The organism is Paenibacillus camerounensis (assembly GCF_000723885.1).
Lineage (GTDB): Bacteria > Bacillota > Bacilli > Paenibacillales > Paenibacillaceae > Paenibacillus_AQ > Paenibacillus_AQ camerounensis.
Genome location: NZ_CCDG010000025.1, coordinates 41,125 through 56,293, shown reverse-complemented (window position 1 = coordinate 56,293; position 15,169 = coordinate 41,125). Strand labels below are relative to the sequence as shown.

The window sequence follows — 15,169 nt, the reverse complement described above, 5'->3', positions numbered from 1 at the left end:
AAGCCACTGTCAGTTATTTGCGGCAGTGGCTTTTTTTGTCCGCCGAAAGATTTATAAGGGTAACAAGGCAAGCCGGCAATGGCTTAACGGAGTACCGTTTACCTCAGGCGTATCCCGCTCAATACATAATCCCAGTTCGCATAATCATTCATATCATTTGGAACCTCCAGCGCACAGACCTGCTCCAAGCCCCAGGGCAGTTCCCGGCTGACAGTCAGATGCTCCGCAGGGTTGAGGATCAGGATGGTGAAGCCTCTTCCGCCAAGCAGTGCAGATATAATAGCCCGCAGCTCATACACCTGCTCGTAGCTGGCAGACCACCTGATGAACAAAGAGCTGCTGCTGGCCATGAGACTTGACCAGAAGCGGGTAAGCCGCCGCTCAAGCTTTTGCCGGTAGGCCGGATAGAAGGCACGCCAATCTACATTCGGAATGACCGGGAAATCATGGGCGGAAATGATATTGTACATAGAATCCCTGATAAAATAGGACTGTGATAAGCTGCCCCGGGCAGGATCGTCATACACCGGATTCCCGTCATTGAGAAAAAAGTGGGTCTCCTCCAGCCTGCTAAGATTCTCAAGTTCCATAAAACGGTAGAAACGGCTGCTGAGCAGCCGGTTCACATCACCCAGTGAGGATGAAACCATCCAATCCAGGGGCATGGCGAACCTGCGCAGGCCGTATCGTCTCATATTAATGGCAGGTGAGCAGGAAGAGCCCAGGCTGATAATCAAATCGTATTCTTTTTGAATTTCCTGAAGGTTCATGTAATGCCTCACCTGCTTCTGTCCGGAATCATTCCATTAATAAAGTGTATACGCTGACAGATGGAATGGATTGGACTAAGCGGCGGATATTGGTAATTGCGGCAGTTTAGTTTCTCCTGAAATGGCGAGAGCTAAGGTTCTTGCAAGCACGTGCCGGAATTGTGCATTGGCTCCGGCCGGGCGCTGTTACTTGAGAGATACAAGGCAGCTGCGGGGCAGATGGAATTTAGCTTATAGGATAAATAAAAAGAGCTGCTTTCGCAGCTCATGGAACAAATCTATTCCGGCATGATCCAAACAATTTCACAGATGCGGACGAAGAATTTCCGGCCTCTTGTATCCAGTACAACGTGGTCTGGCTTAACGTCCATCACACAGCCACTAATTCCTCCGCGAGTGGTTTCAATGACCACCTGTTTGCCCTTTACAGACATTAAGGTTTCTACGACATACGGATCAATTGGATAGACCATGATTGCTTGCGGCATTTGGTGATGCATTGGATACATTTGATTGTTCAGCACTTTGTTACCTCCCAAATGGTTATGCAACATCCTATGCAGGTGCCTAATTATTGAGCTGGGCAGCAGCCCATTTAAGGTAGATGGTGAGTGTTATGACACAGATACGTCACATGAATAATTCTAGGGAGGGAACAGACATGAAGCACATCGTCTGCTACAGTGTCCTGCGGTTTTAAATTAATAAGATCAAATGAAAAATGGAAGCAAATACAAAGCTGTAATAGCCCCAAATGGTATTCGTCTAGGATAAAATCGGCGGCGTGGATAAAAGCCCGGATAATAACCAAATTGTCTGTACGTAGCTGCATTTGCAGGCATTCCGTTCATCATTTCGTTCGATGGAATTGCAAGCGTAACGTAATCCTGATCAACATGAGCAATAAACCCGTCATGAGTCTGACCGTCATTTGTAGTCATGCCAACATATTTATTCACATTGTTCCAGGCGAGCGATTGATAATTTGTTTCCATGATTAGCCTCCTCAAATAATATCTTGACAACAGTCTATGGACTACAACCTATATCAATCACGGCATATGCCCATAACTAAAAATTTTCATGATAAAAAATGGTTAGAGGGATGAAAAAAGCTGGTACCATCTTCGGCACCAGCTCTTACTTTTCTTGAGTAAAGGGCACCAAATAGGCACCAATTTTGTTTTTGGACGATGCATGAGTACCAGGTAAAAGAAAAGAAGCCTTATAAAATAAGGCTTCTTACGTATAGGACGGATGGGGTTCGAACCCATGACCCCTACCCTGTCAAGATAGTGCTCTCCCGCTGAGCTACCGTCCTGCAACGAAATTTATAATACCATAGGATGTGAGATAATAGCAACCATTATTTTTCCGTGAATACTTGGATAAGAATCAGACGGTATTTATTCAATGTAACCGCTATGAACTAAGTTGCAGATCAGGTAAAATATAGGAGTCTGTATAAATGAAAAGGAGTGAGCACATGGCAACCATTTTCAATATTGCAAACACTGCTTTTACGCAAAAACAGTCTCCTATACCCGAGTTCGCCTGGCATACCAGTGAGTGAAGATACCACCAGAGAGAAGTGGGAGCAATTATATAGTAGAGATAGAGGGGATAACCGGTGAAAGTAACTATACATACTGATGCTGTAGAAGAAGTAGTTTCATTAGAATATGTAGTCATTGCTGTCAGGCAGGATGATCAGTGGGTCTTGGCCAGGCACAAGGAGCGGAGTACATGGGAGTTCGCAGGAGGACATATTGATTCTGGTGAATCGGCAGATGCTGCTGCGGCCAGGGAGCTGTACGAAGAGACCGGTGCAGAGGAATTCTCGATAATGCCAGTCTGTATCTATTCAGTAGCCATTGGGGGGGTGCCCGAGAGTTACGGCAAATTCTATCTTGCAGATGTAATCAGGTTCGGGCAGATCCCCCAATATGAGATGGCTGAGATAAGGAGGTTTACGGATTTACCGGAGGAGCTGACCTATCCCCTGATTGTCCCGGTACTATGGGCAGAAGCTAAAGCTTTTATGCTGCAAGCCTGGCGGTCGTAGCGGCCAGAGTACTCTTCTTCATATAACAGGTATTCTCTGGCCTAGGAGCCTACCTTAAATTCGAATTCAGCCGCTCCGTCTCTTCCTCAATCTGCTTCAGGTCGATCCGCTCAAACAGCAGGGTCAGACCTTGAATAACCTGGCCTTCTGGTACGGAGATGCTGTGCCAGCCGGGCTGCCCGAGTGACAGGACGGAGCGTATCCGGTCACAGGAAAAAGGAATAAACGGGTTCAGCAGGTTAGCAAGGTTGGCAATAATCTGAACACAGTTATAAAGGGTGTTGGCGCAGGCAGCAGGGTTGTCCTTCAGCTCTATCCAGGGCTTTTGTTCGTCAAAATATTTGTTAGCCCGGCGGATGCCGGAAAAGATTAGCTCCAGCGTATCTTTAAACCGGCCTGCTTCAATCAGCTTTCCGGCATCCCCATACAAAATGTTAATATTATCGGCCCATAACGGATCGGTTTCTCCACCCGGAACCTTACCGCCGAATGCTTTATTGATAAAAGCCAGGCTGCGGTTGACGAAATTACCGAAGGCGCCAAGCAGCTCACCGTTATGGCTGTGGATAAATTCACGCCAGGAGAAATCTGTATCCCGCTTTTCAGGGCCGTTCGCTACCAGGAAATAGCGGACCGAGTCCGGCTGATAGCGGCTGAGAATATCCGGCACCCAAACGGCCCAGTTGCGGCTGGTGGAGAACTTCTGCCCCTCCAGCGTCATATATTCACAGGCGAGCAGCCGGTCCGGCAGGTGCAGCCCGCCGGCGCCTGTCAGGATGGCAGGCCAGATGAGGCTGTGGAAGGGCACATTGTCTTTGCCGTGCACATAATAAGCACAGATATCCGTCTGCTCCCCGGAGCTGTCTTCACGGCCCGCCAGCCAGAAGTCCTCCCAGCTTCCGCCGCTCTCCAGAGCCCATTGTTTACTCGCGGATAGATAACCGCTGACCGCCTCGATCCACACATAGATTTTTTTGCCGGTGAAGCCGCCGGCAGGTACATCCACACCCCAGTCAAGGTCCCGTGTTGCTGCGCGGTCCTGCAGCCCCTCCTGCAGATAACGCCGGGTTAGCCGCACGGCGTTATCCCTCCAGCCATGCTCCGCCTCCGCATAAGCGGTCAGCTCCTCCTGCAGCTTCGATAGCGCAAGGTAATAATGCTCCGTTGGCCGCAGTACAGGCGGGGTTCCGCAGATTTTACAGACCCGCTCCAGCAGGTCGGATGGATCAAGCAGCGCTGAGCAGTAATCGCACTGGTCACCTCTGGCCGGCTGTCCGCAATGAGGACAGATGCCCTCTACATAACGGTCCGGCAGAAAACGCTGATCCTGCTCGCAATAGCACTGTAAAGTTGACTTTTTGTACAGATAGCCGTGATTCAGCAGCTGCACAAAAAGCTCCTGAACTACCTTGTGATGCTGCGGCTGATCCGTGCGTGTGTACAGATCATAGGTGAAGCCCAGCCTCCTGAAGTATTCTGTGAATTCCTGATGGTACCTGCCGGCAAAAGCTCCCGGAGTTACACCCTCCTTGGCAGCCTGAACAGCCACCGGTGTCCCGTGACAGTCACTGCCCGATACATACAGCACCCGGTCGCCTTTGGCACGGTGGTAGCGGGCAAGAATGTCTCCCGGCAGAATGCTTGCCAGTCTGCCCAAATGCAGCGAGCCGTTGGCATAAGGCCAGGCTCCGCCGATAAAAATATTTGTCATTAATCATACGCCTCCCGTTGCTTCTATTGTCTGTCTGAACAACAAAAAAGACTCCTGTCCCCAAAAGGGACGGGAGCCTGTGCTCACGTGTTACCACCCAACTTCATCAATGCCTCGCAGCATTCATCTCTTCAGGTACGCCGCAGGTTAAGCGGTTATACCCTAGCATGTTAACGGATGCGGGTTCCGGCGCAGCCTACAGCCCGGTAAGGGATTCGGTGCACAGCTCAGAGACCATATTCCCTTGGGTTTTCCCTGCTCCTTTTCAGCGGACGGAGCTCTCTGTGAGAGAATTGCCAAAGTACTCTTTCTCTTCTTAGCTTTTGTTGTATCCTAATTACTGGATATCTTACGGCTGGATGCGGCTTAAGTCAAGTGGAAGTTTAAGTTTTGCCTAAGCCGTCAAAGCTGAAAGCAGCAGAAGAGATTAGGAGGAACTGTACCATGCGCAAGCTATGTGCTATTACAACTGCAGGCATTTTTCTTCTTCTGTCTGCAGGACTGACCGGCTGTACTGCGGAGTATAAGGCGCCCGAAGCAGTGGAAATCCGTCCGATGACAGAGCTGAACAGCAGACAGGACAGCATGTACGGTCCGGTCTCACCGGTAATGAAGGATGTATATGACCGATCCATATCCGCAGAAGTATATTCAACCGATTAAGCGATAAGCGCTCAGTCTCCTGCAGTATGCCTCCCTGTACAGAACATCAAAAATTCTGTATAATAATTCAACTATTGCTTTGAGATGAAGAGGAGTGGGCAGGAACCATGGCAGCGGAAATTGTACACGTAACGACAGCGGAGCAGCTTCAGATGGGGCTGGATATCCGCAAAAAAGTATTTGTGGAAGAGCAGCAGGTACCGGTTGAAGAGGAAATTGATGAATATGATGTGATCGGCGATCAGGTGCATCATTTGCTAGTTATGGATGACGGGCTGCCGGTAGCCGCCGGCAGGCTGATCTATTATAAGGCAGGCTCTGCCAAAATGCAGCGGATTGCGGTGCACAAGGAATACCGCAGCAAAGGCTATGGCCGTGTCCTGTTAATGGCGCTTGAAGAGCGGGCCAAGGAGCTGGGGCTTATATTCTCGGTGCTGGATGCACAGTGCCAGGCTGAAGACTTTTATGCCAAGCAAGGCTATGAGGTCATTTCAGATGAGCCTTTTTATGACGCCGGAATTCTGCATGTGAGAATGCAGAAGAAGCTCTAGGCTTGCAGGATACATACTTTTTCGCGGACCGGGGACTCTAGTAGTATGCCATAGGGCGAATCCATACGCGAAGGAGCGGAATCTGAATGATTAACAATGAGCGCGAACGATTTATAGCAGCACAGAGGAACGGGGACGGCGACCTGCTGATGTTCCAGACCTCTTCCGGCCGTATCCTTGATTACCAGCAGGCACTGCAGGAGGTACAGGCAGGAAGCATTGCCGGAGTGAATGTTTTTAAGGGAAAAGACGGTGAAATGTACATCCGCGGAGACGCCGACGGAGACCCGACGAATAATCTGGATCAGCTGCCGCAGTTTTAGCACCTTTCATTGCATAGCAAGACCGGACAAGCGTTATTTAACGCATATGTCCGGTCTTTTTTATGCTTGGGTGACTGCAGCATCCCTGAGTAACTACCGAAGCCAAAGCCCTTTAAGGGTTATTTTGCCGTATAGTTCAGTGGAAAATGGCGGATAATGTGGTTACCAAGATTAGACTGGCGGAGGGATGCAGATGTTCTCATTATTCCGTAAACCTAAAGCGAACATCGGCAAGGCCGCGAAAACTGCTGAAAGTACGGTACAGCCGGCTCCGGGAAAAGAGCTTGGGCAACGGCTCCAGTGGTTTCAGGAAAAGCTGGACAAATGCGTGGATGCGGTATTCCGGACCTTCACTGGCGCAGGCGGGCGGCAATATGCTCTTGTGTTCCTCGGCGGGATTGCCGATTTGGAGCTGCTGCAGGAGGATCTGATAAATCCGCTGACCAGTGAAGACTCCGGGGACAAGACGGCAGCCGGGCCTGCTGCAGACTTCAGCCGTCTGCTGATTACTTCATGCAATGTTAGTGTGGATTACGCAGAAGTGCTGCAGTATGTGCTCGAAGGTGCAGTGCTGCTGATTATAGACGGAGAAGACCGGATGATCTGTTACCCGTATGCCCGGTTTGAGAAACGCAGTATCGGTGAAGCGCAGAATGAGGTGGTTATCCGCGGCTCCCGTGAAGCCTTTGTGGAAGAGGTCCGGACAAATGTAACGATGCTGCGACGCCGGATCAAGAGCCCGGAGCTGAAAATTCAGAGCACCTATATCGGGAGACATACCCGGACTGAGGTGCTCGTCATTTACATGGAAGGGATCTGCCGCCCCGAGCTTATAGAGGAGGTGCATCACCGGCTATCCAAGATTGAGATTGACGGCGTTCTGGAGAGCAGCTATCTCGAAGAGTTCATTGAGGATCATCCGTACTCGCCATTTCCGCAGATTCAGAATACAGAACGGCCGGATACTGCGGCAGCTGCCCTTTTGGAAGGCCGGATCGTAATCTTTACCGACGGTACTCCAATTGCGCTGATCGCGCCGGTGACCTTTCCTGTCTTTTTTCAATCCCCGGAGGATTATTATCAGCGCTCCTATGCCTCGACCTGGATCCGCTGGATCAGAGTGCTTTTTATGTTCGTTTCCCTGCTGGCCCCCTCCTTTTATATTGCACTGACCACCTATCACCCTGAGATGATTCCGGCCAGCCTGCTCTTTAGTATTGCTGCTGCGCGTGAGCCTGTTCCATTCCCGGCTCTGTTTGAAGCGTTCATTATGGAGATTGTTTTTGAAGGTCTGCGGGAAGCCAGCATCCGCATACCGTCAGCAATCGGGCAGGCTGTCTCTATTCTGGGTACGCTGGTGATCGGCGAGGCGGCAGTCCGTGCAGGCATTGTCTCTTCACCGATGGTCATTATCGTATCGCTGACTGGCATTTCATCGTTTATTGTACCCAGCTACAGCCTGGGGCTGACCTTGCGGCTGATCCGTTTTCCGATTATGATCCTGTCGGGCAGCTTCGGGCTGCTGGGCCTGTCGATTGGAATCTACCTCGTGCTGCTTCATCTGGTCGTGCTTTCTTCCTTCGGTGTGCCTTATCTGGCCCCGATTGCACCGCTTAAATGGAAGGATATTAAAGATACTGTAATTCGCGTACCCTGGCGGCTGATGAAGAACAGACCTTCTGTCTATGGAATTGAACCTACAAGGCGGTTAAAAACCATACTTCACAATGATGGGGATGACCGGGATTGAGCGGATTGCCTATGCATAAAAGAATAGCTGTATTGATACTGCTCCTGGCTCTGCAGTCCATGGTGCTTACCGGCTGCTGGTCAAGAGTTGAGATTAATGACCGCCTGCTGGTGGTTGCCATGTTCCTGGATGAGCTGGAGGACGACAAAGTTCTGCTGACACTGGGCTATGCCAAGCCTAACCAGATTGCTTCGGGGGCAGGCGGCGAGTCATCGGGGGCATCGATGCCCTATGCTACTGTCCAAGGGGAAGGACGCAATATTTCAGAGGCTTACCGTAATATCCAGACCAACATTTCACGCGAGATTTTTTGGGGACAGGTAAAGATCATTGTCATGGGCGAGCAGTATGCCCGTACAGGAGTTCAACCGCTGCTTGATTTTGTCAACCGCAAGTCGGCGATCCCGCTGAAAACCTATATACTGGTGGCAAAAGAAGCCGCAGAGGCTATTTCCATGTTCCCCACCCAGATTGAAAAATTTCCAAGTGAAATATTCCGTGAGCTGGTTGCCCGCAAAAAGATCATCACCGGCAGTGTAAAGCATTTCATGATTGCCCAGGAGTACGGCAGAGGCATGATTTTATCTTACCTTAGTCCTAACCCTGACAAGTCGCAGGGAAATATGATCCGGGTGCTTGGTGCAGCGCTGTTTCAGGATAACCGGATGGTTGATACGATTGATATTTATAAGACGAGAGGGGCCATGTGGCTGCGCGGCAATATTAAGGATGCTATTATTACGTTTCCTTCACCCTCTGACGGAGAGTTAATCAGTCTGCTGATTATCAGTGCGAAATCCAAACTCAGCCTGAGCCGGAAGGACGAGAAGTTCGTCTACACCTTCAAGCTGGATATTGAGAGCATTGTGGACTCCTCCAATTCCACCCTTGAAATGTCTGATCCCGATACTATGAGGCATCTGGAGAAAATACTTGCCGGTGAGGTTGAGTCGAGGATTATGCAGGCCTTTGACGCTTCGCTTAAGGCGGGAAGTGATGCCTTTCAGCTCGGCTCCCACATCGCCTGGAACTATCCGGCAGAATGGAAGGCGGTTAAGGCGGATTGGAGCCATGTGTACAAGGAGCAGGTTAAGCTGGAAGTGGAGACAAAAGCAGTGATCCGGCTGCTGGGCACACAGAAAAAATAATCAATAGCATCCTGCGGGGAGATGTGACTATGGCTGTAGTATTTGTATTGTTCTTGCTCATTTTCCTGTTTGAATATTCCTATTTGAGATCTAATAAAAGGAAACTTCGCACACATCTCATCGTTTACGGGATCATGCTGCTGTCGCTGGCCTATAATCTGGCTGCAGCCTGGCTTCCGAAGCAGCTGAACCCTAATCTGATCATTGAAGCGGTTCTGCAAAAATAACCGGTAAGGAGAATGCTGTATGAAGCATATATCGGCCTCCCAGCTCGTTATGCTGCTGACAATCTATATCTATTCGGAGAATGCCGGTTTTCTGATCTCGCCGATCATCAAAACCGCTTCATATAACGCCGTGCTTGCCGTCATCCTCGGAGGCGTGTTGGGACTGCTGATTGTGCTGGCCGGCGCAGCTGTTGCCCGGATGAATGAACGCGAGTATTTTGCCGTGTTCGGTAAATATATTGTAGGCAAATGGGTGCATATCCCGCTGATTCTGCTGCTTGCCGGATATATGCTCCACCGGGCATCCATGAGTATGCGTAATGTTGAGGATTTTTTGATGGTCAACCATTTGCCGACTACGCCCGAGACGGTGATTGCCATTCTGCTGGGATTAACCGTTGCGCTGACGGTCCGGTCCGGGATACAGGCGATTGCCAGAATGGCTGAAGTGATTTTTTTTGTGAATCTGCTTCTGTTAATTATTTTGACACCGCTGCTGCTGGGGATTGAGCTTCAGACTCCGATGCTAAGGGCGTTCGTAACCAACTTTGATCTGAACCGTACAGCAGCCGGAACGCTGCAGGCAACCCCCTGGTTTGGAGACGCATTTGTGGTTCTCTTTATCTACCCCCACCTGAAGCAGCAGATCAAGATCAGGCGGGTGGCGGTCTGGGGAGCTGTTTTTTCCATGATTCTCATACTGTCCTATCTGGTTCCGAGCCTTCTGGCCTTTGGTCCGGAGCTGGCCGGCAAAATGACCTATCCGGTAATGGAATATGTCAGAAGCATGCGGATTGCCGATTTCATCGAGACGCTTGATCCGTTTCTGACGATCCTGTATATTCCTGCACTGATGCTGAAGATCAGCCTGCTGGTCTATGCCGCGGTAATCAGTCTGGCCAGGATACTGTCGCTGCATGATTATAAGCCTTTGGCCTTCTCCGTTTCAGCTGCCGTTGTGGGTTACTCTGTCCATTTTGCCGATAACACAGCAGAGCTGCTCTACTTCATGACAGCCTACTGGCCTTCGTACGCCCTCTGTATGCAGCTGATACCTATACTGTACTGGTTTGTAGCCAAAATCAGAGGGAAAGGCGCTGCACATCCTAAAGCTCCTTGATATTTACAGCGGATAAACCGTCTGCTGTTCGAGAAAGGTCATCTCGTCCGTTTTTCCTTCGTACATTGGCTTCTCGTCGCTGTAATGCATCAGGCTGATCATCTCACGGATATCCGCCGGCAGGGAGAGTAATTGATGGAGTGATGTATGGATTACACCCTTGCCCGTGAGCTGGCATTCGTGGAAGATTCTGCTGACCCCATGCTTACGGACGAGCTTCAGGAGCAGTTCGGGCTGAAAGATGATATCAGCGCTATAAAAAATATTGCTGTTCAGCAGAAGAGAGTAACTGTCTTTCCCGCGGATATGCGGCGTGCGGATAAGCTTGACCGTTATTTCAGCTGAAAGAACATACGCTATGTCCGGCTTCAGCAGCTTCACGTCGAAGGCTTCATCCAGGGAACGGGGGTAGCGGGTGTCATCCGGACGGTTTTTCAGAAAGCTCTCGCGGAGCGGTTCATCTAAAGCTTCAGCCGCCAAAAGGGTCATCCGGCTGCCTGTTTGGGTTAATTGCAGGCTTAACTCTGGCAATCCGCCGGCATGATCATCATGAAGATGGGTAACCAGAACAGCATCCACCGCTAAGAAGGAGCGGCCTGCCGCCTTTATTGCAGCCGGTGCCGTTGTGCCGCAGTCAATCAGCAGCGTATAGTCAGGACTGAGCACCAGCCCGTTATTATTATAGTAGTGTTTGGCATGGGCATCCCCTGTGCCGAGCATTTGCAGCTGTACAGCCATTGCTGAATTCCTCCAATGTAGTTATAGTATTATTTTAACCGGAATGATGAAATTTTTACCTGGACCTCCGCAACTTGTAGCCATACATGTAGTATACATTAACAGCATGAATTACTTGGAGGGTCTCGGTTATGAGATGGAAAAAAATCGCTCTCTGCGTGGCTGTGTTTTCCCTGTTGGGAGGCTCAATGTTATTCGCGGATTCTGTAAATCAAAAGATTAGAGTATGGAGCAACGGAAAGGAAATCGCTGATGGCGGTTATCTGATCGACGGCAAAACGTACATTCCGGCGAGGGAAGCAGGAGGTGTCGTCAGCTGGGACGGTTCGGGTAAAGTGACGATTCTGAAACCGAATGTTCACATCGTCCTGTTCAAAGGGGATACTGTATTCGGTAATACGTATACAGGAAAGCTGAAGATGAAGGTTCTGGCCCAGGTGGACAGTCTAAAGGATAGTGTGTCGGCTGTAAAAGTAGCGATTACGGATCCATCCGGGAATGTGAAGGATATATTGGAGGATGCTGGCGGCTCAAAGAATGAGGATTTCTGGTTCTCAACGCCGGAATTCACCTATGATTTCAAGGATTCGGGCAAATACAGCGTGGGCTTCTATATCAAGGCGTCCAAAAATGCAGATTACGTTCTTGTGTCAGAAAAGGTAGTTACAGCTACAACGAAGAATTAAACGCCCTCTGCAAATTGACCTGAACTCAGCATACGTGTTACGATACGTAAGGCAGGATAATTCAATTAAAGTGAGGTATTTCAATGAGCGATCACAAACATGAGCATGGCCATGAACATGGTGAAGCATGCGGTTGCGGACATGATCACGACCATGAGCACGAGGAGTTTGTGCTGACCTTGACGAACGAGCAGGGCGAAGATGTAGAGATGGTGCTGGTTGAAACGTTCGATGTAGGCGAGAAGCTGTACGCACTGCTGCTGGAACGCGAAAACCCTGAAGCAGACGGCATCATTCTGCGTATGGAAGAAGAGAACGAGGAAATGGTTCTTTACAACATTGAAGACGAAGCTGAATGGAAAGCTGTTGAAGAAGCATACAACGAGCTGCTTGCCCAGCAAGAATAGATTTCAATGCAGCTGAGAGCGTGACTGCCGGACAGGCAGCAGCGCTCCATGCACAAAACCCCGATACTGGTTCAGTATCGGGGTTTTGTTTAGGTTACAGAGGCTGCTGCCGATCAGGAGATCGGGTCAGCCTCTACAATGACTTTGACGAAGTTGATGCTGCGGTCTTCCGGTCCTTTGACCGGGAGGCCGATTTCGACGTGGTCGATGATATAGTCGATGTTATCTTGGGTAATAACTTCACCAGGCAGTAAAATTGGAATTCCCGGCGGATAGACATAGATAAATTCAGCAATAATGTATCCGGCAGATTCACGGAACGGAACCAGCTGCGTATCAGCGTAGAAGGCATCCCGCGGAATCAGGGCAAGCTGCGGAATTTCCGGCACCTGCACCTTAAGCTCGTAGATTTCACCCTTGCTGTAGTGAACAGCTGACAGCACCCGCAGAGCGGATATCAGCTTGTCCACAGATTCACGGGTATCTCCCGGGGTAATCAGGCAAAGAATATTATACATGTCGCTAAGCTCAACTTCGATATTGTACTTCTGGCGCAGCCAGTTCTCGGTCTCATAGCCGGTGATGCCCAGATGGCGGACATGGATGTTCAGCTTGGTCGGATCGAGATTAAAGGTAGCTTCTGTGCCGAGAATTTCTTTCCCGAAGCTGTACAAGCCGTCAATGCTGTTAATAGCCTCACGGGCGTAATTGGACAGGGCAATCGTCCGCTCAGCCATATCATGGCCGTTCAGTGCCAGATTGCGTCTGGAGGTATCCAAAGAGGCCAGTAATATATAAGAAGTAGATGTTGTTGTAAGCATGCTGATGATCGTCTGAACCCGCTGCGGGTTAACCAGGCCGGTCTTCGCATTGAGATTCAGCACCGAGCTCTGCGTCATGGAGCCGCCCAGCTTGTGTACGCTGGTTGCTGCCATATCCGCACCGGCCTGCATAGCCGACACCGGCAGATCTTCATGAAAATGAATCAATACTCCATGCGCCTCGTCCACCAGTACGGGAACCCCATAGCTGTGAGCAAGGTCTACAATCGAACGAAGGTCGGCCACTACACCGAAATACGTCGGATTGATGACCAGAACGCCTTTGGCATCCGGATGGCGCTTTAATGCCTTTTCCAGCGAACTGGTAGTAATACCGTGGTCTATCCCAAGATTCTCATCCTGAACAGGTGAGATAAATACAGGCTTGGCTCCAGAGAAAATAATGGCCGACATCACGGATTTGTGAATGTTGCGGGGCACAATTATTTTGTCTCCTTCCGAGCAGACAGAGAGGATCATAGTCATGATGGCATTGCTCGTGCCTTGTACGCTAAAATACGTATAATCGGCGCCGAAGGCCTGCGCAGCCAGCTTCTGAGCTTCTAAAATCACGCCGGTAGGCTGATGAAGGTCATCAAGCGGTGCGATGTTGATCAAATCTATGGATAGCGCGTTATCGCCGATAAACTCACGGAATTCGGCATCGGTTCCTAGCCCCTTCTTATGCCCGGGAATATGAAATTGCACAGGGTTTCCGGCGGCATGCTTTTTAAGAGCGGTGAAGAGGGGAGTATCGTGTTGATTCATTTAATGCTGTCACAACCTTTCGCCAAGATTTATTATTTTACGGCAAGCATCAGTATAACAAATCAATCACCATAATACTAGGATGTGATAAAATGACTGGCAAAGCTGCAGGACGTATGCATATTAATCTGGCCTCACCGTTTATTGTGGAGATGTGGGTGATCATCTTTCTGGTCGAGTTTGTAAAAGGCTCCTTACTGGTTGCGCTGCTGCCGGTGTACATGGAGAATATCCTCGGATTGTCTGTTACTGTAGTAGGCTTCTCCTTTGCCCTGCAGTATTTAGGCGATAATCTCTTCCGGAGTCCGTTCGGCTGGGTGATGGAGCGGATCGGATACCGCTGGACAATGACAGGGGCGCTGGTATTGATTGTACTGGCTGTCGGGATGATTATTTATGCCAAGGATGCGGCTACACTGTCGGTTGCCTGCCTGATCCTGGGCATCGGGACCTCTCCTCTTTGGCCTTGCACCATGACCGGGATTACCGAGCTGGCCGGCTCTACAGAAAGCGGCAGCAGCGGGGCGGCTATGGGGGCTGTAGAGATGGCCTCACTGGCCGGTACAGGCATCGGGCCCATCGTCGTCAATTTTATGATGGACCACGGCGGACAGAGCTACCGGACGGTATTCCTTGTGCTTATGGGCTGCGCCGCGGCGGTATCTGCTGTAGCGCTCTTCCTCCCGTCACGGATTACGGGGCATGCGCCGCGTGTTGCACAGGACATGCATAGTGATGCCCAGGCTGACAAGCACAGGCCATTTCAGCCGTTGCAAAGCCTGAAGCGGACCTTCCGGCAAGTGAGAACTTCGCTGAAGGTCAGCAGGCTGCTGTTCCCGGCGCTGTTCCTGCAGGCCTTTGCCATTGGGCTGATGACACCAGTAGTCACCTTGTTTGCACGTTCCGAGCTGCATGTCACACCGAACCAGTTCAGTCTGCTGCTGATTGCCGGAGGCGGGATTACGGTGCTTACGCTCATTCCGGCCGGTAAGCTGGTTGACCGGATCGGAACGACGGTCTTCCTGAACATCGGCTTTCTGCTGGCAGCTGGTTCGCTGGCCTTTTTTTCACAGGTGCGGCGGCTGCCGCTGGCATTCATGGCTGTGGCGCTTGTCGGCATCAGCTATGCGCTTATTCTGCCGGCCTGGAATGCGTTCGTAGCCAAGCAGGTGCCAAAAGGAGAGCGGGGAACCGTCTGGGGCTTGTTCCTGACGCTTCAGGGCTCGGGCATGGTTGCCGGTCCCGTACTGTCGGGGCGGTTATGGGATTCGGTCAGCCACAGCGCGCCGTTTCTGGCAAGTGCCGTTGTAATGGTACTGCTGGCCGGACTGCATCTGCTGATCGTGCACCGTACTAAGCTCAAGCATTTTAACAGCTGAAACAGCTCTCTATCACAGTGGGCGTTTGGGAATGGCGTGAAG

The 15,169-nt window shown here is 50.5% G+C and carries 17 protein-coding genes, 1 tRNA gene and 1 other annotated feature; of the genes, 11 read left to right on the top strand and 7 right to left on the bottom strand.

Features of this window, described 5'->3' with window-relative positions; genetic code table 11:
- Positions 1–98: 98 nt before the first annotated feature.
- From BN3772_RS10930 to BN3772_RS10915, 4 genes are all read right to left on the bottom strand, one after another.
- Positions 99–770 carry a DUF1796 family putative cysteine peptidase gene (locus BN3772_RS10930; RefSeq protein ID WP_042199393.1) on the bottom strand — a complete coding sequence of 224 codons (672 nt, stop codon included), beginning with the start codon at positions 768–770 and terminating at the stop codon, positions 99–101.
- A 278-nt stretch (positions 771–1,048) separates the two neighbouring features.
- Positions 1,049–1,279, bottom strand: a complete 231-nt coding sequence (locus BN3772_RS10925; RefSeq protein WP_244444719.1) for a YuzF family protein — start codon at positions 1,277–1,279, stop codon at positions 1,049–1,051.
- Positions 1,280–1,480: 201 nt separating this feature from the next.
- Positions 1,481–1,765, bottom strand: coding sequence for a hypothetical protein (locus BN3772_RS10920; protein ID WP_042199391.1), 285 nt, complete (start codon positions 1,763–1,765; stop codon positions 1,481–1,483).
- 254 nt (positions 1,766–2,019) lie between these two features.
- Positions 2,020–2,091, bottom strand: a tRNA-Val gene (locus BN3772_RS10915).
- 309 nt (positions 2,092–2,400) lie between these two features.
- On the opposite strand from BN3772_RS10915, the gene BN3772_RS10910 reads away from it, so the two are divergent.
- Entirely contained in the window at positions 2,401–2,835 is a 435-nt protein-coding gene (locus tag BN3772_RS10910; RefSeq protein ID WP_042199390.1) for an NUDIX hydrolase, read from the top strand.
- A 49-nt stretch (positions 2,836–2,884) separates the two neighbouring features.
- Here the strand turns inward: BN3772_RS10910 and metG are convergent, their stop codons facing one another.
- Entirely contained in the window at positions 2,885–4,546 is a 1,662-nt protein-coding gene (gene metG, locus BN3772_RS10905; RefSeq protein WP_042199388.1) for a methionine--tRNA ligase, read from the bottom strand.
- A 62-nt stretch (positions 4,547–4,608) separates the two neighbouring features.
- Positions 4,609–4,873, bottom strand: a binding site (T-box leader).
- Positions 4,874–4,990: 117 nt separating this feature from the next.
- Between metG and BN3772_RS10900 the strand changes: the two genes are divergently transcribed.
- The 7 genes from BN3772_RS10900 (at position 4,991) to BN3772_RS10870 (ending at position 10,328) form a co-directional block, all read left to right on the top strand.
- Positions 4,991–5,209: a hypothetical protein gene (locus BN3772_RS10900; protein WP_042199387.1), complete on the top strand. Its 219-nt coding sequence runs from the start codon at positions 4,991–4,993 to the stop codon at positions 5,207–5,209.
- 107 nt (positions 5,210–5,316) lie between these two features.
- Positions 5,317–5,760: a GNAT family N-acetyltransferase gene (locus BN3772_RS10895; protein ID WP_042199386.1), complete on the top strand. Its 444-nt coding sequence runs from the start codon at positions 5,317–5,319 to the stop codon at positions 5,758–5,760.
- 86 nt (positions 5,761–5,846) lie between these two features.
- On the top strand, positions 5,847–6,083 hold the full coding sequence (locus BN3772_RS10890; RefSeq protein ID WP_042199384.1) for a DUF3892 domain-containing protein: 237 nt from the start codon (positions 5,847–5,849) through the stop codon (positions 6,081–6,083).
- 193 nt (positions 6,084–6,276) lie between these two features.
- Positions 6,277–7,833 carry a spore germination protein gene (locus BN3772_RS10885; protein WP_244444715.1) on the top strand — a complete coding sequence of 519 codons (1,557 nt, stop codon included), beginning with the start codon at positions 6,277–6,279 and terminating at the stop codon, positions 7,831–7,833.
- Between the two features lie 11 nt (positions 7,834–7,844).
- Positions 7,845–8,981 (top strand): Ger(x)C family spore germination protein, encoded by a 1,137-nt coding sequence (locus BN3772_RS10880; protein ID WP_157643577.1) that lies wholly within the window; start codon positions 7,845–7,847, stop codon positions 8,979–8,981.
- 29 nt (positions 8,982–9,010) lie between these two features.
- Complete coding sequence (locus BN3772_RS10875) at positions 9,011–9,208, top strand: hypothetical protein (RefSeq protein WP_042199380.1); 198 nt, start codon at positions 9,011–9,013, stop codon at positions 9,206–9,208.
- 19 nt (positions 9,209–9,227) lie between these two features.
- Positions 9,228–10,328: a GerAB/ArcD/ProY family transporter gene (locus BN3772_RS10870; protein ID WP_042199379.1), complete on the top strand. Its 1,101-nt coding sequence runs from the start codon at positions 9,228–9,230 to the stop codon at positions 10,326–10,328.
- 3 nt (positions 10,329–10,331) lie between these two features.
- On the opposite strand, the gene BN3772_RS10865 is transcribed toward BN3772_RS10870, so the two are convergent.
- Complete coding sequence (locus tag BN3772_RS10865; protein WP_042199378.1) at positions 10,332–11,066, bottom strand: MBL fold metallo-hydrolase; 735 nt, start codon at positions 11,064–11,066, stop codon at positions 10,332–10,334.
- Between the two features lie 131 nt (positions 11,067–11,197).
- Between BN3772_RS10865 and BN3772_RS10860 the strand changes: the two genes are divergently transcribed.
- Positions 11,198–11,752, top strand: coding sequence for a copper amine oxidase (locus tag BN3772_RS10860; RefSeq protein WP_042175808.1), 555 nt, complete (start codon positions 11,198–11,200; stop codon positions 11,750–11,752).
- A gap of 83 nt (positions 11,753–11,835) precedes the next feature.
- Positions 11,836–12,159, top strand: a complete 324-nt coding sequence (locus BN3772_RS10855; RefSeq protein ID WP_039872519.1) for a DUF1292 domain-containing protein — start codon at positions 11,836–11,838, stop codon at positions 12,157–12,159.
- A gap of 113 nt (positions 12,160–12,272) precedes the next feature.
- Here BN3772_RS10855 and BN3772_RS10850 read toward each other — a convergent pair whose 3' ends face one another.
- Positions 12,273–13,748 (bottom strand): aminotransferase class I/II-fold pyridoxal phosphate-dependent enzyme, encoded by a 1,476-nt coding sequence (locus tag BN3772_RS10850; RefSeq protein ID WP_042175810.1) that lies wholly within the window; start codon positions 13,746–13,748, stop codon positions 12,273–12,275.
- Positions 13,749–13,840: 92 nt separating this feature from the next.
- On the opposite strand from BN3772_RS10850, the gene BN3772_RS10845 reads away from it, so the two are divergent.
- Positions 13,841–15,127, top strand: a complete 1,287-nt coding sequence (locus BN3772_RS10845; protein WP_042199377.1) for an MFS transporter — start codon at positions 13,841–13,843, stop codon at positions 15,125–15,127.
- The last annotated feature ends 42 nt before the right edge of the window (positions 15,128–15,169 follow it).